Consider the following 19,463-nt stretch of genomic DNA (forward strand, 5'->3'; position numbering starts at 1 on the left):
GACGATATCTTCAAGAAAACAAGTATTGTTCAGCACTCTTATGACTGTCAGCCTTGTATGACATGTCCCCACGTGAGGAGATTATGAGAAAACCCTCGATGAGCACCGCCGGGATTTCTATTTTCGTTGCCGTGATACTTATGGCCCTTTATTCTTCCGCATGGGCGGAGAAAGCCAATATTGCTGATATGGAATCGGTCTGCCGTAACTGGCTGACCTACGTGACTTATTATAAGGGCGAATGGGGTGGTTCACCTGTTCCTGAGATTTCGTCGGTACAGGACCTCGTGGAAAATGATACTCTGCTGGCCAGAGTTTTCCTCATCAGGCCCAACGGTTATGTCGTTGTTCCGGTTCTCAAGGAATTGCCGCCGGTGCGAGCCTACTCCGATGAGAATGGGATCAATATCAATGATCCCGAGGGATTCCCGGCATTGCTTCGGGAAGTCCTGCTTCATCGTATCCGCCTTTATGTTCAAATATACGGCAGTCTGGAGGCAACCCAACCGGATACCGGAGAGGTTCTTCTCGATCGCACCCAGCGCCAGGAATGGAATCGTTTTCAGACTAATTCTGATTTGTTTAAAGCGAACCTGTCAGCACAGAAATATCAGCCGATGGAACAATTCGGTCCGCTCCTGACCACCTCCTGGCACCAGGGATTTCCCTATAACAATTATTGCCCGGCCGGAGACGGCGGGCGAACCGTGGTCGGGTGCGTGGCGACAGCGACGGCGCAGATCCTGGCATACCACCGATGGCCATTGCAGGGAAGCGGCACCCATACTTATTGGTGGGGCGGCGACAACTCATGCGGCGGGAGCTCGCCCGGAGCGCTGCTGACCGCCGATTATTCCGACCCCTATGATTGGGATAATATAGTTGATTACTGCAACAATCCGTGTCCGCCGGCCACCCAGAATGCCCTGGCCGAACTCTGCTCTGAAGTCGGGGTGGCATTCAATATGGAGTACGGCCGTTGCGGTTCCGGAGCTTATACCTCGGATGCGCAGAATGTTTTCCCGACCTATTTCCGCTATTTCAATCATATTCAACTGGAAAATCGCACCAGCTATTCCCAGACTGAATGGTCCGATTTGATTCGCACCGAGATTGCGGCCAACCGCCCCCTCCAGTATAGAATCATGAGTCATTCAATAGTTGCCGATGGCTGGCAGGAGGTCGGCAAAATTCCGCAGGTTCATATGAATTACGGCTGGGCCGAAGGCCACACTACATGGTATAGTATTGATCAATTGTACTGCAACTGGCAGGGGTGTTCGTATTTGGAAGAATTCATGTTGACACATATTGAGCCGGATCGCGGGCTGTTTTTCGCGGTTGATACTTCGTGGGGACAGGTGCCCATTCCGGTCAATTTCACCGGTACCAGCACCGTGCAGCCGGATTCCTGGAAATGGGCATTCGGCGATGGTGATTCGGCGTTCGTGCAATCTCCAACACATCTCTATACCCGCGCGGGAAGATATAATGTAACCGTCCAGACAGCCACCGGCGGTGAAACAAAATCGTACACTATCACCAATTGTGTCACCGCTCTGGCCGATACGATGAGGATTCTTGATACGGAGGGTGAAGCCAATGCCGAGGTGGTTGTAACTATCTCCGGTTCAAACACAATTCCATTGCGGAGAATTATGATCCCCATTTCCTATGCCGGTCCTCTCGATCTGACTTATGACTCCTGCTCGGTGGTCGGTTGCCGCACGGAGACTTTTGACAAGAAGAATCCTATCAGTGACGATCCCACCAACAAGAGAATGACTTTCGCCGTTTATTGCAGCAGCAACTCACTGCCCGATCTTGCTCCCGGCGACGGCCCGGTGCTCAAAGTCTATTTCAGACTTCCCGCTTATCCTAGCCAGAATGATTCCGCGTTAATAGAGCCGATTGAATATGATATGTATAAACCGCTTTTCGCCGGCCCGGCGCTCGAATACATTCCCGGACTGAGAGCCGGGATGGTCTGTCCCAGTTTTATGTGCGGTGATGCCAACAGCAGCGAAAATGTTAATATCAGCGACATTACCGCTCTCATAAATTACCTTTATCGCGACGGGACGGCGCCTCTGCCGGTGCGGGCCGCCGATGTCAACAATTCCAATTCGGTCAATATCGCCGATGTCACCTATTTGATTAATTTTCTTTACAAGAGCGGCGCTCCATTAAAGTGCATGTAGGATTAGATAGAATCTGAATAAGAACGGTGGGATTCAAATCCCACCGTTTTTATTCACCCTTTTCCGGTCAACACGCCGGTCGTCCCATACAATAAACCCGGCTCGCCGGCTACCGATCGGACAGCAGTGTCAGCACTGTCCGGGCATTAAGGCTGCCGTGCGCGAGAAGCGACATAGCCGAGCGGAGAAGCAACTGATTTCGTAGAAAATTGGAATACTCAAGAATATAATCGGCATCGGTTATCTGTGATTCGGCCGCAGTCAGGTTCTGCGCCTCGACGCGGAGATTGACCAACTGAGACTCCAGGGCATATTTCTGCGTGGCGCCGATATCGGCGATTGCCTGATCGAGCCGTGATGTCGCTTCGTCAAGAGCAGTGATGGAATGCTCGGTACCGGCGGTTGTGGAAAAATCTATCTCCTGAAGACTCTGCACATGCGTCACTGAACCGGCCGAACCGTCAAGCAGTTTCTGTTTTCCAAAGGAGGTCTCGGATATAATCCGGTTATAAGATTGCACCAGATTATCCGCCTCGCTCTGATAAGCCTCAAGCATTTTCCCGTCATTCACCGCGCCATTGGCGGCCCCGACCGCCAGAGAGCGTATTTCGGTGAGAATACTTCGCAACTGCTCCAGGGCCGAATCGGCGGTTTGATACTTACTGATGGCGACAGATATATTTGCAATTTCCTGATTGAGCGATGCAATCCGCGCCCGCATCTGCACCGAAATGACCAACCCGGACGGATCATCGTGAGCGAAATTTATCCTCATCCCCGAGGATAGTTTCTCCATCGAGTCCAGCATGAGGACAAGCCGCAGGTCGGCATTTCTCCAGACGCCGAGGGACGAGATATTATTCTGAATAGCCAGGCCCATATCAACCTCCCTGTTAAATAGTGATCGGACAGGCATCACCAGAATAAAGATATGCAATCGCAATGCCGTCCGTAACACATCAATAACCACTGTAGCAACAAAGTGTTAGCGATGGCGGAGTTCGGGATAGAGTTGACCGATATGGCCTTTTCCCTATACTTTATGGCGTAATACAAACCGCCGGCCGGGTAGAGAGACCGGCGGTTTGGGTGTGGAGGAACCGAGTGGGCTTATAATATTCTATTCGTCAAGACGCCGGATATAAGCCGGTATCTTGCGATTCTCATCCTCAAAATTCGGAATGCGACTACGATGGCCATTGCCGCCGTTGCCGCCGACTACTTTCCGCAGAGGGTATGCGGTGTGCTCGGGAAACAGCGACATGATTTTGGCCGGAGTTGAGGCCGGGATAAAATCCTTCTTTTCCTCAAGTACCGTAGTCTCGGCCGCAGGGCCAAAGCCGGTAGCGATAACGGTCACACGCATCTTGTCGTTCATGCTCGGGTCGATGACGGCGCCAAAAATAATATTGGCCTCGGCGCCGGCCGCCTGATAGACGATCGAGGTCGCGGTGTTGACATCAAAGAGAGTCATATCTTCGCCGCCGGTGACGTTAATCAACACCCCTTTGGCGCCGGAGATACAGACATTCTCAAGAAGCGGCGAGGAAATCGCCTGCTTGGCGGCGGTCTCGGCGCGCTCCTCACCGGTGCCGAATCCGGTACCCATCAGAGCGCCGCCCTTTTCCAGCATGACGGTCCGGACATCGGCAAAGTCGCAATTGATCAGACCCGGAATCGTTATCAATTCGGAAATGCCTTTGGTCGCCTGATGCAGTACTTCATCGGCAAAGCTGAAGGCCTGTGTCAGACGGGTTGACTTATCCACGATGGAGAGCAGTCGCTCATTGGGAATGGCGACAAGGGTATCGGCTTTTTCTTTGAGCTCGCGGACGCCTGCTTCCGCCTTTTCATTACGGCGCTGTCCCTCAAATTTGAACGGGCGGGTGACGATGGCCACTGTCAAAGCCCCGTTCTCGCGGGCGATTTCGGCGACCACCGGCGCCGCACCGGTACCGGTTCCGCCACCCATACCGGCGGTGATAAAGACCATATCGGCTCCAGCCAGTGCGGCCGCAACCTCGTCCCGGTCTTCATCTATAGCTTTTCTTCCGATATCGGGATTGGCGCCGGCGCCAAGCCCTTTGGTGAGTCTCTTGCCGATCTGGATTTTTTTGCCGGCCAGGTTGCTTTCCAGAACCTGGGCGTCGGTGTTGATGGCAATGAATTCCACCCCCGAGAGCCCGGCCTCAATCATTCGGCTGATGGCATTGCCGCCGCCGCCGCCGACGCCAACCACTTTGATTTTGGCGAAATTATTCGAATCATCGTCAAAATCAAATTTCAAAGTTTCCTCATTCATCGGTTACTCCTCCATGATTTATTAAAAATTTCCTGAAAACCAATCTTCCATTTTTCTAAAGAATCCGCGCAGTCCGCCCCGCCTTTTCGCCTGTCCTGTCCCGTGCCGGAAACCGTAATTCACCAGGCCCACGGCCGTGGCGTATTCCGGATTGACAATTGTCACGGGCAATCCCTCAATGCCGGCCGGGATGCCCAGCTTGACCGGCATATTTAGTATCTGCTCGGCCAGTTCCACCACCCCGGGTAGCAGGGCGCCGCCACCGGTCAGAATGACACCGGCCGCCAGAGCATCGGGAGGATTTGCCTTTTTGATTTCCCGCGACGCCAGCGAAAGTATTTCCTCCATTCTCGGCTCGATAATCGAGGCCAGAACATTACGGGAGATGCTTCGCGGCGCTCTTCCCATAACGCCGCTCACCTCGATCATTTCATCCGCATCAACCATCGAGGTCAGCGCCGCGCCATGCACCAGTTTCAGCCGCTCCGCCTGTTCGACCGCCGTCCGCAGTCCGATTGTAATATCATTGGTGACATTCTTACCGCCCAGAGGAACGACCCCGGAATGTCGAATGGAACCGTCGAAGAAAATCGCCACATCGGTCAGATCGCCGCCGATATCGAGCAATACCACCCCCATTTCCTGCTCCTCGCTGCTGATCGTGGCGTACGATGCGGCCAGCGACTGCAGCACCAGATGATCCGCTCCGATTTCGCACCTTTCCAGAGAGCGGTAGACATTTTTTGCCGAAGTCACCGCGGCGGTGACAATATGAACCTCGACCTCCAGCCGGACACCGGTCATGCCGACCGGATTCTTGATCCCCGGCTGCTCATCAATGGTGTACTGCTGCGGAAGGACATGGATAATTTCGCGGTCGGCCGGAATTGCCACGGCGCTGGCCGCCTCGATCGCTTTGTCGACATCGGTCTGGGTGATTTCGCTGTCGGAACGGGAAACCCCTATCACCCCCTGGCTGTTGACCGATTTGATATGATCCCCGGCAATACCGGCAACGGCCGATTCGATATGAACGGCGGCCATCAACTCGGCATCCTCAACTGCCCTGGATATGGACTGTACCGTCTTTTCCATATTCACCACGACACCACGGCGAAGACCGACCGCCGGTGCAATGCCGTAGCCGAGGAAGATCGGCAATCCTTTCTCGTCGCTCTCGGTAATGAGAGCGCGGATTTTGGTCGTACCGATATCAATTCCGGTTATGATTCTTTTTTCTGGCATTTCTTCTTTGTCGCTACAATTTGTCCCTCGGTGCGAAAATCGAGGCTTGTTATCTCGCGCAGTTCCGGGCCACAATCCAACACGAAATTTCTCAACCCGGCTATCCCCCGGTACAGCCCCCCCGCCTGCATTAACAGGTGAAAGGGAATTCCATCCATAAAGACGGTGATGGAATCGCCGTCGGATAGATCCACGGTTGAAAGAATATGATAGAAATCGGGATCATCGGTTTTTATCTTCTGCAACTGCCTTATGATGAGTCCCAGATGCGGATACTCGGGCTTCTGATAAAAGGGGCATCTTTTCAGGCCGGTTATCAGAGGTAAATCGATATCTTCCCCCGGTCTTTCATACGGAATCAGCCTGCCGCGATCGTCGATTCCATAAATGGATCGCTTGTCCTCGCCGAGCGCCAGCGCCACCGGCTTTACATCGTTCACTCTGATGGTAAGCCCGTTCGGCAGATTGTAATCAACTTGCACTCTGGTGACCGATTGCATGGCCATAAGATAATCGACGGCATTTTCAACCGGAGCCAGAAGCAAATTCTGTCCCAGAGCGAGATTAAAATTATCGACCTGTCCGGCATACGCATCGGGTACAACTGTCACGTTTTCTAACAGAAAGAATTTGGTGTAGTAAGCCGCCGCCGCCGCACCTGCCAGCAGCACCACCATAAGCAGCATCACGGTAAAAGGCCAGCGGACTCGCAGACTCATCGCTTTTCTATTCCTCTCACTATCTCCGGGTTGATCCGCGTGATACTTCCGGCGCCAATGGTAATTATCATATCGCCGGAACGAATCGTTTTAAGTACTTCACCCACCGCATTCTCTTTGGGACCGACATAATGTATGTTGTTATACCCCATCTGAAGCGCGCAGCGGCTGATCATCTCGGAGGTAACGCCCTCTATCGGCTTCTCGCGCGCCGGATAGATATCAACCAGATAGGCGATATCGGCCAGATGGAGCACCTCGGCAAATTCCCGATAGAACTGCCGCGTGCGGCTGAAGAGATGAGGCTGGAAGACAGCAATCACGCGGCGGTTGTACGAGGTTCGGGCGGTTTCCAGAGTGGCCCGAATTTCGGTCGGGTGGTGAGCATAATCATCAATCACCATGATATTGCCGGTGATACTCTTGATTTCGAAGCGGCGGTCAACCCCGCGGAATTTGAGCAGGGCATCGGCAACGGTTTCGAACTTTACCTCCAGCTCCGACACGGCCGCAATCGCGGCCAGGGCATTGAGGACATTGTGCCGTCCGGGAACATGCAATTCGATCTGCCCGAGAAGTGTCTCCCGCTTGAAAACGGAAAAGCGCGATCCGCCCTCGAAATACCGGACATCGGCGGCGCGATAATCGGCCCCATCCGAAAATCCGAAACTCACCGCTGCCCGACCGATGCGATCGTGCAGCCGGAGCAGAGTGGGATCGTCCATGCAATAAACAACCAGACCGTAAAACGGTACCCGGTTCATATAAGTCAAAAAAGAATTCTCCAGATCTTCCATGCCGTCATAGCAATCGAGATGATCCGCTTCGATATTGGTGATTACCGCCATGGAGGGAAACATGGAAAGGAACGAGCGGTCATATTCATCGGCTTCAGCCACCAGATAATCGCCGGCGCCGAGCGTTGCCCCCGAGCCGGTTCCGGCAACAATGCCGCCGACAATAACGGTCGGTTCCAGACGGGCATCCGTCATAATCTTGCCGATCATTGATGTAGTCGTAGTCTTGCCGTGCGTGCCCGCAATGCCGATGGAATATTTCAGTCGCATCAACTCTCCCAGCATTTCCGCCCGCTTGATAACGGGAATGCCGCGCCGCTTGGCCTCGACTACTTCGGGGTTGTCGGCGCTGACCGCCGATGAGATAACAACCACATTGGCATTACCGATATTGGCTCCGTCATGGCCCTCGAATATCCGCACGCCCAGCTGATCCAGATGCGCGGTGACTTCGCTGTGCGACAGGTCGGAGCCGCTCACTGTGTAGCCGAGATTATGGAGGATTTCGGCGATGCCCGACATCCCGGCGCCGCCGATTCCGACAAAAAACAGTTCTCTGAATTTTCCGAATATCATCTTCTTGCCTTCAAATTTTGGTTGTACCGCAATCCCTGCTTTCAAGAGGCACTCCTTCTGATGTTGATCAACTGAAAGATTTCGTCGACAATCAAATCGGCGGCGCTGCGGGAGCGCTTGTCGCGAAGGCGCGCGGTTGCCTGCGCCATCCGATCACGTTCCCCGTTTTCAAAAAGCCTCACCGTTTCGCCGAGCAGATTCACCTTATCCAGTTCGCCATCATCGAAAATAACCGCCGCACCACATTCCTTGAAAACCGCCGCATTTTTCCGCTGGTGATCGCCGGCGGCAAAGGGATAAGGAATGAGAACCGACGGCAGACCGGCGGCGGTGATTTCGGCCAGTGTCAGAGCCCCCGCCCGGGCAATAACCATATCGGCGGCAGCATAGGCCATCTCGATGCGATCGGTAAACGGAAAAAGGGAGCGGCCGGGGACCTTGCCGCCCGCATGTGCGGCCACTTCCTTGTAATCCCTTTCTCCCGTTTGCCAGATGATTTGATAATTATCAGCCAGACCCTGCAGATTTTTTAAAATGTTTCGGTTAATAGCCGAGGCGCCCTGGCTGCCGCCGAGTATCAATATGACTTTTATATCCGGTGATGCATATCCAAAATGATTCCTTCCTTCTTCTCGGGAAACTCTTCCGATGATTTCCTTAATGGGATTGCCGGTCTCTACAGTACGGCTCTTCCTACCCAGATATTCGGCCGCGGCGCCAAATCCCAGAAAGACCCGGTTGACTCTTGAGGCCAGCTGCCGGGTGGTTACACCCGGATAGGAGTTCTGCTCCTGAATTACCCGCGGCCGATTCAAAAGCGCCGCCGCCATGATCACCGGTCCCATCACATAGCCGCCGGTCCCAATGACGATATCGGGATGAAAGCGGTGCATGAGCCGAAGAGATTTTATGACCGCTCCTACCAGCAGGAATGGCACCAATAAATTGGCCGGAGATAGAGAGCGTGCCATGCCGCGGATATTAATCAAGACCAGAGGATATCCCAGTTTTTCCCTCATTCGATATTCCAGACCACGGCGCGTCCCGACAAAAATGAAATCCGGCTCATATTCGGGAACCAGCCGTGATTTCAGTTTTTCGGCAATAGCCAGCGCCGGTATCAGATGTCCGCCGGTACCGCCTCCGGCAAAGATGACTTTCACCTTTTTCACCTAGCGACTATCCCCTTTCGTTTTGACAGGTTAAGCAATACGGCCACCGAGGCAATCGAAACCATCAGCGCCGAGCCGCCATACGAAAGCAGCGGCAGAGGAATACCGGTGGTCGGCAGAAGGGAGGTGACGACGGCGATATTGATCAGGATGGAAACCAGAAGCGAGAGCGTGACGCCCATGGCCAGCAGATATCCGAATCGATCCGGCTGATAAAGGGCAATCTTGATGCCGCGCCAGATGACGATGTAAAAAAGTATCAGAATTACCAGCAATCCGATAAATCCAAGCTCTTCGCCGATCGTTGCAAAAATGAAATCGGTATGGGGATAAGGGAGGAAAAAGAGCTTCTGTTTGCCGTTCCCCAGCCCGGCGCCGAAAAGATTTCCTGCGCCCATACCGAGTACCGCCTGCTTGATATGATAACTTCCCTTAAGCGGATCAATGACCGCCGCAAGATAATCAATGACCCGTTCTCGCTTATAACCGAGCACAAAAACCATGAATGAGGTAAGTCCAGCCAGGGGAAGAATCAGCGCTCCGAGATGATAGAGCCTTACGCCGGCCAGGAAAAATACGGTCAGAACGGTCAGGCTGATAGTCATGGCCGAACCCAGTCCCGGTTCGAGAATGATGAGGAGTAATCCGGCACCGACCAGCGGCGCATAAGGCAGCAGTATCTGTTTCCAATTGTCGAGATTTTTCTTCTTCTGCGACAGGGAAAAGGCCAGATAGAATATAACCACCAGTTTGAAGAATTCCGATGGTTGCACCGTGAACGGGCCGAAAAAAAGCCACCGATGCGAGCCATTGCGGGCCGGCATGATGAATACCAGCGAAAGGAGGATAAGACACCCCAGCAGGAGCGGGACGGAAGCAATGGCATTCTTCTTGAGGTCGATTTTTGTGATACCCCAGGCAACGGCGACAGAGAGCAACAGCCAGAGCAATTGCCGCTGGAGGAAATAGAAATGAGAACCGAATCGATCCTGGGCCAGAATCGATGATGATGAGTACACCATCACCATCCCGACAATGGACAGAGCCACCGTACTATATAATAATTTCTTATCCATTTTTACTTATGAACCAAGCTTTACGGTCGTCTTTCCGTTGCTTCGCAGGGAGGCCACCACTTTCTTAAACACTTCTCCCCGGTGTTCGAAATTGTTGAACATATCAAAACTGGAGCAGGCGGGTGAGAGTAGTACTGTCTCGCCGGGCGAGGCAGCATCAAAAGCCTTTCTGACCGCTTCCTCCATGCTTTCCGCAAATTCTACGGGAAATTCCTTCCCCAGGACGTTGAAAATTTTTTCCCGTGCTTCGCCGATCAGTACTATTTCCTTGATCTTCCCCTTGCCGTAATCGACAATCGGCCGGTAGCTGCCGCCCTTGTCGCGCCCGCCCGCAATCAGGCAGACCGGCGTATCGATAGAGCGCAGGGCGTAGCAAACCGAATCGACATTGGTGGCCTTGGAATCGTTGATAAACCTGATCCCGGCTACCAACCCCGCATCCTCCATGCGGTGCGGCACACCGGGGAAAGTTCGAAGCGTTTCGGCAATGGCCGCAGGAGCGATACCGAGAAGCAGGCCGGCCAGGGCGGCCGCCGCCGCATTCTGCCGGTTATGCGGCCCGGGAATACGAATCTTATCAACTTCAATAATTTCATATTCATTCCCGCCCACCCTGCCGACCAGTGTCCGTCCCCTCTGACAGACCCCGGTCGGCAGGGCACGGGCGGTGGAAAAATATATCCTCTGCGCTTTGCTTCCGATATGGTTCTTATCGATGACCGTGTCATCGGCATTCAAAATAAGGTAATCATTTGATGACTGATTTTCGGTGATACGATACTTGGCCTTCTTATAACCGTCAAAATCATCATAACGGTCAAGATGGTCCGGCGTCAGATTGAGAATCATGGCAATGTACGGTGCAAATTCCTCGATGGTCTCAAGCTGGAAATTGGAAATCTCGAGGACGGCGTAGCCATCGGGCGGAATATCCATTACAACCTCGGCAAAAGGACGCCCGATGTTGCCGCAGACGATACTGGTTATCCCGGCGGTACTTAATATGGCCCCGGTGAGACTGGTGGTTGTGGTCTTTCCGTTGGAGCCGGTGATGGCGATAATCCGGCCGCGGCAGAACCATGAGGCCAGTTCCACTTCCGAAAATACGGGTATGCCGGCGTCGGCGATATTTTTCATGATTGGAATAGTCCGGGGAACGCCGGGGGAAATTATAATGAAATCCGATTCCAGCAGGCGCTCGGTATGACCGCCGGTTTCGAACTCCACGCCCAGTCCCTTAAGCTGTGCCAGTTCCGATGCGAGTTTCTCGGCCGTCTTGACATCTGACACAAACGAGGTGCCACCGTGCAGATGAATCAATCGTGCCGCCGCCAATCCCGAACGGGCCATGCCGATAATGCCGATTGTTCTTCCTTTGATTCTTTCTTTTGTCGTCATCTTATTTTCAAAGTCGACAGGGTTAATAGGGCAAACAGCGCCCCGATTATCCAAAATCGGATAACCACCTTTGATTCCGGCCAGCCGAGCAACTCGAAATGATGATGCAACGGCGCCATCTTGAATATTCTTTTCCCTCCGCGGTACTTATAGGAAAGGACCTGCAGAATAACGGAAAGAGTCTCAATGACAAACACCCCGCCGACAATAACCAGCAGAAGTTCCTTCTTAATCAAAATGGCGATCGCGCCCAGCACGCCGCCGAGCGTGAGAGCGCCGGTATCACCCATGAATACTTCCGCCGGATGGGTGTTAAACCAGAGAAATCCAATGGCCGCACCGATAGCGGCGCCGCAGTAAATGGCCATTTCGCCGGCTCCGGGGATATATTCGATCTGCAGGTAATTGGAGAAGTCGGCGCGACCCGCAACATAGGTAAATCCGGCTAAGGCCACAAAACATAATCCGGTCAGTCCGATCGCCAGACCGTCAAGACCGTCGGTAAGATTGACGGCGTTGGAGGAGGCGGTAATAACAACGACTATGAACGGAATGTAAAGAATACCCAGTGAGAGGACATAATTTTTGAAAAAGGGAATGCCGGTCGTACCGTCATAAAGCGAATTGGGCGGCAGAAAAGTGAGAACCAATCCGAAAACCAGACCAAGCCCTATCTGCCCGATAAGTTTCTTCCGTCCCACCATACCTTTCTTCTGATGCTTGACCGCTTTGAGATAGTCATCCATGAAACCGATCAACCCCAGCCAGAATGTCACCAGCAGAATCATAAGTACAAAATAATTGGTCATGTCGGCCCAGAGGACCGTGGGAATGATTATCGCCGCCAGGATAATTAACCCCCCCATTGTGGGCGTCCCCTGTTTGGAAAGGTGGGTCTGCGGACCATCGGTTCGAATCTCTTCCCTAATTTGGTACCGGCGCAGAAGTCTGATGAACAACGGTCCCAGGAAAAGCGCAATCAGAATGGCCGTTATGGTGGCGGCGGCGGTCCGGAACGTAATATACCGAAAAAGATTGAATCCGGAAACATATCCGACCATATGGGTGAACAGATAGTACAGCATCTCAATTCTGCCGGAAAGCCGTACCTTTCAACAGGGTTATAATTTTTTCCAGACCGATTCCACGCGAAGCCTTAAGATAGACTATGTCTCCCCTCATGACATTATCCACCAAATAAGCCCCGGCTTCCTCGGTACCGGAGAAATGTTTTATTCTTTTGGCATCATACCCGTTCTCCACCGCCGCCTGGCGCATCGACTCCGAATGCGGCCCCACCGCCACGACCATATCAAAGTGCAGACGAGCCAGCAATATTCCGATTTCCCGATGATATTCCTCCGACCGTTCGCCCAGCTCGAGCATATCGCCCACAACGACGATATTTGTCCGACCCTGCATGGCGGGATGTTCGAGATAGCGTCGTAGCGACTCCAAACCGGACTCCATGGAGGCGGGATTGGCGTTGTAACAGTCGGCAATGAGAGTCAGACCGTTGATATTTGCGATTTCACCCCGGTAGGGTGCAAATCGATATTCGATATTATCAAGTTCAGAGGCCTTTATATTCAATCCCAGTACTTTGCAGACGGCGTATCCGGCCAGAAGATTATAGGCCTGATGCTCCCCAAACAGTTTTATGGTTATGCGGCTGCCGTCGATTTCGATAATCGGAAAACCGTCATCGGAGATGCCGACCGCTTTGGCGGTGAAGTCGGCATTCGTCTCGATACCATAGGTGATAAAATTCCTTTTCCTTCGGGAGGCGGCTTTCATGAGCACCGGGAAATCTTTATTCAGGATAACCGGTTTATCCTCTGAGAGCATGTCAACCAGTTCGAGCTTGGCTTCCGCAACTCCCTCAATAGTACCGAGTGTCTCCAGATGGGTCGGCCCAACATTGGTAATCAGGGCCAGGTCGGGCACCGCCATTTCGGCCAGACGGGTCATCTCACCGGGGACAGATATCCCCAGCTCAAACACGCCATACTTCGAGTTCTGCGGCATGGCGAATATCGCCAAAGGAAATCCAAAAAGATTATTAAGATTCCCCGAGGAACGATAGGTCAGCTTTTCCTTTGAGGCAATCATAGCATAGATAAATTCTTTGGTCGTGGTTTTACCGTTCGAACCGGTGATGGCTATGAAACAGGCGGATAGCCTGCGGCGGTAACTTCTCGCCAGCTGCATCATCGATTCGTGCGTATTCTCCACGATCACGATCGGCACGGTATCTTTAATCGAGGGCAGGTCGGGGTAATCGCGCTGTATGAGCAAGCCCGCGCCGGTTCTTTTCAGGACATCGTTGATGTACTTATGGCCGTCATCCTTTTCGCCCTTGACGGCGACAAACAGCTGCCGCTCGGCAATGGTTCGGCTGTCGATAGAAACACCCTCAAAGACCGTGGTACCGAACCGGCTCTGCACCAGTTCTCCCTTAACTTCTTTTGCCAGTGTATAGAAATCCAACTTTATCACCCTATTTACGCCTTCTTATATCCCCGCTCTTCCAGAGCGCGGCTGACCTCAAGCGTGTCATCAAAGGGATATTTCTTGAGTCCAATCTCCTGATAATCCTCGGCCCCTTTTCCGGCCAGAAGGACGGTATCGTTTTCGCGGGCCTCTTTGATTATTTCGCGAATTGCCTCCCGCCGGTCAGGGACGATTTTATAATTATTTCCGGACATGCCGGGCAATATGTCATCAATGATCTTGAATGGGTCTTCGCTCCGGGGATTATCAGACGTGACTATCGCGAGATCCGAATATTTCGAAGCCATCTGTCCCATCAGAGGCCGTTTCCCCCGGTCACGGTCGCCGCCACAGCCGAAAAGAAGCAGCAGCCGCCCGGAGGTTATTTCGCGGGCCGACTGGCACAGTCTCTCAATGGCACCGGGGGTGTGTGCGTAATCGACCAGCACCGTGAAGAGCTGACCCCTATCAACCGGGCGGAACCGCCCCGGGACCGGTTCGGCGGTCTCGAGTGCTTTAACAATGATATCCGGATCGATTTTCAGGGCAAGGCCGGTCGCGGCGGCACCGGCGGCATTGGAAAGATTGTACCGCCCAAGCAGCCGTATACTCACCGTCCGGCTCCCGGCCGGAGTTACCAACTCAAAAGTTGTTTTATTCGTCCCGAGGCGGGGCGAATGTACCATCACATCAGCCTTATTGCCGTTGGCCGAATATGTAATCACCGGGCAATCGGCATCTTTTATGAATCCCTTAAACTCCGGGACATCGACATTTATTACAGCATGCTTATGCTTTCCGGTAAGTTTTTTCAAAAACAATTTTTTTGCCGCCAGATATTCTTCCATAGTATTATGGAAATCAAGATGGTCGCGGCTGAAAGTCGTAAACAGGCCGACCTCAAACTCAATATTTTCCACCCGGCTCAGGACCAGCGCATGCGAGGAAACCTCCACCACCGCATGCGTACACTCTGCTTCTTTCATTTCACGCAGAAACCGCTGTACTTCCAGCGATTCGGGCGTTGTTCTTTCGGCTCTGTAAGTCTCTTTTCCGATATCATAAACAAGGGAGTTAAGCATGCCGGTTTTATTCCCGGAAACATCGAGAATATGCTTTATAAGATAGACGGAAGTACTCTTGCCGTTGGTGCCGGTCACACCCACGATAAACAGGCTCTTCCCGGGATATCCATAGAAAGAAGCGGCGGTATCGGCAAGAGCTTTCCGGGCGGAGGTGACGACAATTATCGGTACATCGGCATTGACCGGCTGGTCCGAGATTATCGCCACCGCGCCGTTCTTAATGGCATCACTCACAAACTTCTTGCCGTCGGTCTTGTATCCGGTGACAGCGACAAATACCATCCCCGGTTTTATGCGCCGGGAGTCGTAATCGATGCCGGTCACGGGTAGATCATCACGACCGATCAAGCGGTAGTTTTCCAGCGGTCTAATTAGATTTTTTAACAGTATCTTCATCTATGCTTCCCCGCCCGCAGATAAGGCGGCATACGGCTTTTTTATCAACTAAGGCGCCGGGAAGGGGCGTCTGACTATCGACAATTCCGCTTCCCTCAATTTCAAATTCCAGTCCCTGAAAATTCAGCAATGATATGGCGGTGCGGAGGTTCAGTCCGGTCAAGTCAACCATTGCCAACGAATCCAGTTCCGATTCTTCCACCAGCACGACGACTTTTCCACTTCCGGGAATCTTGCGGCCTGAGGCCGGATACTGCCAGGCGATGATGCCATGTTTTGCATTGCAGACCAAATCCATGCCCAATCTCCTGGCCATGGTCTGGGCCAGCGTCACCTCGCGCCCGGTAAAATCGGGGATGACATTCAGATCCGTCTGATCCGTAACAGCTATGACTTTCGGCGCCGCCGCGACCCGGTCCGGATTGGCGGCAACATATCTCTCGGCGATATTCCTGAATGCCGGGCCGGAGGTATATCCTCCATAGTGAATCGGTTCCGGCTGATGCAGGACAATTACCCCGGCGACCTTGGGATCCTCCGCCGGGAAATACCCCATGAATGATGCGACAAATTTATTTTTCTTATATCCGCCGCCGCCAAGTGTGGCCACCTCAGCCGTGCCGGTTTTTCCCGCAATCGCCACGGATTTGGATTTCACCGGCGTGCCGGTTCCCCGCTCGACCACCCCGACCAGAAACTCGCGAAGGATTCGGGCGCTTTCGGGTTTCACCACATTAGCGATGACCTCCGGATGGTATTCTTTGAGCGGTTTTCCTTGGCTGTCAAGAATTGCCTTAATCACCCGGGGACGATACAATTTCCCGCCGTTGGCCACGGCCGCCATGCCTGTCGCCAGTTGAAGAGCGGTTACGGAAACCGAATGCCCCATCGCCAGTGCGGCCACATTATAGTCCGACCATTTGCCGGGATTGCCGATCGATCCGGAGGCTTCGCCGGGCAGGCCGACAAAGTACCTTTGCCCGAACCCGAAACGATGCGCCCCCTCGCTCAATTTTTTCCCGCCGATGCGCAGCGCCATCTTGGCGGTGCCGATATTGCTCGACTTCTCAATAACCTCCTGGAAGGTGAGAAAGCCATGACGATGGTCATCATGAAGCACTCGCGGCCCGCATTTCCAGGCGCCGTTTTCGCAGTAGACCTGATCGGTCGGGCGGGCTTTATTTTCATCCAGAATCGCAGCGGCGGTGAAGACCTTAAAAACGGAACCGGGCTCAAAGGCGTTGCTGGCCGCGCGAAGTTTGATGGGATCATTCTTGCCGTCCGCCACGCAATCAGCCGCGGCCAGGATTTCCCCGGTTCGGCAATCGATAAAAATGGCCGTTCCCTCAAGGGCCTTGAATTTTTCCACCGCCGCTTTCAACTCTTCCTCGACGATTTCCTGAAAGTTCCAGTCGATGGTCAGGATGATTGAATTTCCTCTGACCGGGGCCACCAGTGGGAGTTCTCTTATGCGATAAGTATTCCTCTGCCCATCGCGAAGGTAATCGATCAGGCCGGGCTTACCGGTCAACACGGAATCGTAACTGTACTCCAGACCGGCTATCCCCCGCCCATCAACATCGGTGAAACCAACCAGTTGCTGTCCCACTCCCCAGAGGGGATAGCTGCGCTTGGTTCCTTTGGTAATAAACAATCCCGGGATATTATCATCCTTCACTTTTTCCGCCAGAGCATCAGGTAAATCCCTGTCAACTGGACGCGATTTCCCCGCCTGAAGATTATATTTCCCGGCCGCATATCCGCGAGACTTGCCAAGAAGCTTATCAAGGTAGGCATTGATGCGTTTGACGGCAGCCTGATCTTCCGGGTCGGCTATCAGAATATTCTTGAAAACATTTATGGCCAGTTCCTTGCCGGTACGGTCATAAATAATTCCCCGGTCAGCCTCAATTTCCCTCTTGCCCAGGGTTTGACGGCGGGCTTTATCGGTATATTCACTTCCGTGAACCAGCTGTATCTGTACCAATCGTCCCACCAGTACCAGCCAGAGCAAAGTCGCCAGGACACCCAGGAGAATCAATCTTTTCTTCTTGATATCAATTTCCGTTGGTATCAAAGACATTTGTCGTATCCGCCTTACTTTCGGTTAGGACCGGAAGGTTATCCGCCAGTTTGCGCAGGGAGAGGACCACATTATCAAGAGCGTCCCGTTTGACTTCCGGTTTATTCATCACCAGCGTGTACATATTTTCCGCCTTGGTTCGACCCAGACCCAGTTCTCGAGCGGCAACCTCTTCGACCCGCGAGAGGCGCGAAAGGTCGGCAATCTCGGCATTGGTTTTCTTCAGCAGGTCATCAAGATTAGCGCTCTCCTTTTCCAACCGGGAAACCTCATTTACCAGGCCAAAAACATAGACCCTCTGCCAGACATGCAGACAGGCGAAGAGAATAATGGCCATAATAAAGAGGGACGGAATAAGCGCCCGCGAGGAAACCAATCTTCTCCCCAGTGACTTCTTATATCTATCAGTTGAACGGTGTCTCTGTAACGATATTTCCATTGGCAACTATCCCAGTTTTTCCGCGGCCCGCAATCGAGCCGATTCCGCCCGGCGATTCTGTTTTATTTCCTCCACCCCGGGGCGCACCGCTTTTCGGGTGAGATTTTTCAGCGACGGTTTTTTCCCGCAGACGCAGACCGGGAAATTCGGCGGGCAGGTGCATCCGCGCACTTTTTCCGCTATGAATCGTTTCACGATGCGATCCTCCAACGAGTGGTAGGCAATGACCACCAGTCGTCCCCCGACTCGGAGGAAATCAACCGCTTTCGGCAAAACGCCGGCGAGCTGCCCCAATTCATCATTGACCTCAATCCGGATCGCCTGAAAGATTCGGGCCAGCGAGGCGTTGCGTTCGCGAGACGGGAACAGCGGCTCCAAAATCCGGCGCAGTTGCCCGGTGCCCGTGATTCTTTCTCCGGTCCGCTCATGGACAATCGCTGCGGCCGCCCGGCGGGCTCTCTTTTCCTCACCATATTTCTTGAAAAGAAGCGTTAGCTCCCTTTCCGAATAATTATTTATGATCTCCTCGGCCCCTGCGCCGGAGTCTTTCCCCATCCGCATATCGAGCGGCCCATCCTGCATAAAGGCAAACCCACGATATGGGGCATCCAGTTGATGGGAGGAGAGACCCAGATCGAGAAGAATTCCATCGACTTGTTGCATTCCGATCGCTTCCGGGAGTTCGTCCACTCGGGCGAAACTCAGGTTAAAGAGTCGCTTTTTTTGCGGAATCGATTCTAGATTTTCCGAAGTGGCGGAAATTGCTTCTGGATCGCGATCCAGACCGACAAGAATGGCCTCCCGGGAAACGGCCCCGGCGAGATATTTCATGTGTCCCCCGCCGCCGCAGGTCAGATCCAAGTAGACACCATCAGGGCGGGTGACCAGAAGGCTCACCGTTTCCTCAACCAGCACCGGGAGGTGATAGGCTTCATTCTTTCTGCCAGTGGTTGATGTCAAAAAGCTTTTCCGCTACCTCTTCATAACTCTGACCGTACTGGTCAAGGTATTGCTGGTACAAACCGGGATCCCAGAATTCAATCCAGCGGTAAGCTCCGATGACGAGAATCTCCTTTTTAAGGGAGGCTTCTTCCTGAAGATGTGAGGGGATCAGCAATCTTCCTTGACGGTCCAGGGTAATCAGAACGGCCCCGGAATGAAGCAGGCGGCTAAAGTATCTAAAATCTTTCCGTGTAAAACTGAGCGAATCCAGTCGCTGCTGGATCTGCTCCCAGTGTTTGCGGGGGTAGAGAGCAAGACATCCATCCAGTCCCTTGGTAAGTATGAAGTTGTCCGGTTCGCCGGCGCCTTCTATAGAAGAGGGGCGCAATCTGGCCGGAAGGGAAATTCTTCCCTTCTCGTCCATCAGCACATCATATCTGCCGTAGAAGCCGTCCACTGACCGGGCATCCTCCACTTTACTCCATTTCCCACCAAAACTTCCCCCATTGTGTCATTTCTTTTGAATAATGTCAAGGGAA

16 protein-coding genes are annotated in these 19,463 nt (G+C 53.1%); 1 reads left to right on the forward strand and 15 read right to left on the reverse strand.

Translation table 11 applies throughout. The annotated features are described in order from the left end of the window. Nucleotides 1–83: 83 nt before the first annotated feature. Nucleotides 84–2,201 carry a C10 family peptidase gene (locus NT002_03010; GenBank protein ID MCX6828239.1) on the forward strand — a complete coding sequence of 706 codons (2,118 nt, stop codon included), beginning with the start codon at nt 84–86 and terminating at the stop codon, nt 2,199–2,201. A gap of 109 nt (nt 2,202–2,310) precedes the next feature. Here NT002_03010 and NT002_03015 read toward each other — a convergent pair whose 3' ends face one another. From NT002_03015 to mraZ, 15 genes are all read right to left on the reverse strand, one after another. Beyond that, complete coding sequence (locus NT002_03015; GenBank protein ID MCX6828240.1) at nt 2,311–3,081, reverse strand: flagellin; 771 nt, start codon at nt 3,079–3,081, stop codon at nt 2,311–2,313. A 240-nt stretch (nt 3,082–3,321) separates the two neighbouring features. Beyond that, nucleotides 3,322–4,503, reverse strand: a complete 1,182-nt coding sequence (gene ftsZ, locus NT002_03020) for a cell division protein FtsZ (protein ID MCX6828241.1) — start codon at nt 4,501–4,503, stop codon at nt 3,322–3,324. 21 nt (nt 4,504–4,524) lie between these two features. Continuing rightward, nucleotides 4,525–5,748, reverse strand: a complete 1,224-nt coding sequence (ftsA, locus tag NT002_03025; GenBank protein MCX6828242.1) for a cell division protein FtsA — start codon at nt 5,746–5,748, stop codon at nt 4,525–4,527. Next, nucleotides 5,727–6,467 carry a hypothetical protein gene (locus NT002_03030; protein MCX6828243.1) on the reverse strand — a complete coding sequence of 247 codons (741 nt, stop codon included), beginning with the start codon at nt 6,465–6,467 and terminating at the stop codon, nt 5,727–5,729. The genes ftsA and NT002_03030 overlap by 22 nt, the downstream gene beginning before the upstream one ends. Further along, the gene (murC, locus tag NT002_03035) at nt 6,464–7,885 is read right to left on the reverse strand and encodes a UDP-N-acetylmuramate--L-alanine ligase (protein ID MCX6828244.1); all 1,422 of its coding nucleotides are present in this window, start codon (nt 7,883–7,885) and stop codon (nt 6,464–6,466) included. The genes NT002_03030 and murC overlap by 4 nt, the downstream gene beginning before the upstream one ends. Further along, entirely contained in the window at nt 7,882–9,012 is a 1,131-nt protein-coding gene (gene murG / locus NT002_03040) for an undecaprenyldiphospho-muramoylpentapeptide beta-N-acetylglucosaminyltransferase (protein ID MCX6828245.1), read from the reverse strand. The genes murC and murG overlap by 4 nt, the downstream gene beginning before the upstream one ends. Beyond that, the gene (gene ftsW, locus NT002_03045; GenBank protein MCX6828246.1) at nt 9,009–10,088 is read right to left on the reverse strand and encodes a putative lipid II flippase FtsW; all 1,080 of its coding nucleotides are present in this window, start codon (nt 10,086–10,088) and stop codon (nt 9,009–9,011) included. The genes murG and ftsW overlap by 4 nt, the downstream gene beginning before the upstream one ends. Before the next feature lie 6 nt (nt 10,089–10,094). Next, nucleotides 10,095–11,486: a UDP-N-acetylmuramoyl-L-alanine--D-glutamate ligase gene (gene murD, locus NT002_03050; protein MCX6828247.1), complete on the reverse strand. Its 1,392-nt coding sequence runs from the start codon at nt 11,484–11,486 to the stop codon at nt 10,095–10,097. Beyond that, complete coding sequence (gene mraY, locus NT002_03055; GenBank protein ID MCX6828248.1) at nt 11,483–12,571, reverse strand: phospho-N-acetylmuramoyl-pentapeptide-transferase; 1,089 nt, start codon at nt 12,569–12,571, stop codon at nt 11,483–11,485. Before mraY ends, murD begins: the two co-directional genes overlap by 4 nt. Before the next feature lies 1 nt (nt 12,572). Next, nucleotides 12,573–13,985: a UDP-N-acetylmuramoyl-tripeptide--D-alanyl-D-alanine ligase gene (locus NT002_03060; GenBank protein MCX6828249.1), complete on the reverse strand. Its 1,413-nt coding sequence runs from the start codon at nt 13,983–13,985 to the stop codon at nt 12,573–12,575. 5 nt (nt 13,986–13,990) lie between these two features. Beyond that, nucleotides 13,991–15,460, reverse strand: a complete 1,470-nt coding sequence (locus tag NT002_03065) for a UDP-N-acetylmuramoyl-L-alanyl-D-glutamate--2,6-diaminopimelate ligase (GenBank protein ID MCX6828250.1) — start codon at nt 15,458–15,460, stop codon at nt 13,991–13,993. After that, complete coding sequence (locus NT002_03070; protein MCX6828251.1) at nt 15,432–17,543, reverse strand: penicillin-binding transpeptidase domain-containing protein; 2,112 nt, start codon at nt 17,541–17,543, stop codon at nt 15,432–15,434. The genes NT002_03065 and NT002_03070 overlap by 29 nt, the downstream gene beginning before the upstream one ends. Next, nucleotides 17,518–17,982, reverse strand: coding sequence for a hypothetical protein (locus NT002_03075; GenBank protein ID MCX6828252.1), 465 nt, complete (start codon nt 17,980–17,982; stop codon nt 17,518–17,520). Before NT002_03075 ends, NT002_03070 begins: the two co-directional genes overlap by 26 nt. Before the next feature lie 6 nt (nt 17,983–17,988). Beyond that, on the reverse strand, nt 17,989–18,942 hold the full coding sequence (gene rsmH / locus NT002_03080) for a 16S rRNA (cytosine(1402)-N(4))-methyltransferase RsmH (GenBank protein MCX6828253.1): 954 nt from the start codon (nt 18,940–18,942) through the stop codon (nt 17,989–17,991). Beyond that, entirely contained in the window at nt 18,914–19,381 is a 468-nt protein-coding gene (gene mraZ / locus NT002_03085; protein ID MCX6828254.1) for a division/cell wall cluster transcriptional repressor MraZ, read from the reverse strand. The genes rsmH and mraZ overlap by 29 nt, the downstream gene beginning before the upstream one ends. Nucleotides 19,382–19,463: the final 82 nt, after the last annotated feature.

The organism is Candidatus Zixiibacteriota bacterium (assembly GCA_026397505.1).
Taxonomy (GTDB): Bacteria; Zixibacteria; MSB-5A5; order GN15; family PGXB01; genus JAPLUR01.

Excerpts from the sequence above, each read along its gene's own strand:
- ftsW (MCX6828246.1), bottom strand. The coding sequence starts at position 10,088 with ATGGATAAGAAATTATTATATAGTACGGTGGCTCTGTCCATTGTCGGG.
- NT002_03070 (MCX6828251.1), bottom strand. The coding sequence starts at position 17,543 with ATGTCTTTGATACCAACGGAAATTGATATCAAGAAGAAAAGATTGATT.
- NT002_03010 (MCX6828239.1), top strand. The coding sequence starts at position 84 with ATGAGAAAACCCTCGATGAGCACCGCCGGGATTTCTATTTTCGTTGCC.
- murD (MCX6828247.1), bottom strand. The coding sequence starts at position 11,486 with ATGACGACAAAAGAAAGAATCAAAGGAAGAACAATCGGCATTATCGGC.
- ftsA (MCX6828242.1), bottom strand. The coding sequence starts at position 5,748 with ATGCCAGAAAAAAGAATCATAACCGGAATTGATATCGGTACGACCAAA.
- ftsZ (MCX6828241.1), bottom strand. The coding sequence starts at position 4,503 with ATGAATGAGGAAACTTTGAAATTTGATTTTGACGATGATTCGAATAAT.
- NT002_03030 (MCX6828243.1), bottom strand. The coding sequence starts at position 6,467 with ATGAGTCTGCGAGTCCGCTGGCCTTTTACCGTGATGCTGCTTATGGTG.
- mraY (MCX6828248.1), bottom strand. The coding sequence starts at position 12,571 with ATGCTGTACTATCTGTTCACCCATATGGTCGGATATGTTTCCGGATTC.
- NT002_03075 (MCX6828252.1), bottom strand. The coding sequence starts at position 17,982 with ATGGAAATATCGTTACAGAGACACCGTTCAACTGATAGATATAAGAAG.
- NT002_03015 (MCX6828240.1), bottom strand. The coding sequence starts at position 3,081 with ATGGGCCTGGCTATTCAGAATAATATCTCGTCCCTCGGCGTCTGGAGA.
- NT002_03065 (MCX6828250.1), bottom strand. The coding sequence starts at position 15,460 with ATGAAGATACTGTTAAAAAATCTAATTAGACCGCTGGAAAACTACCGC.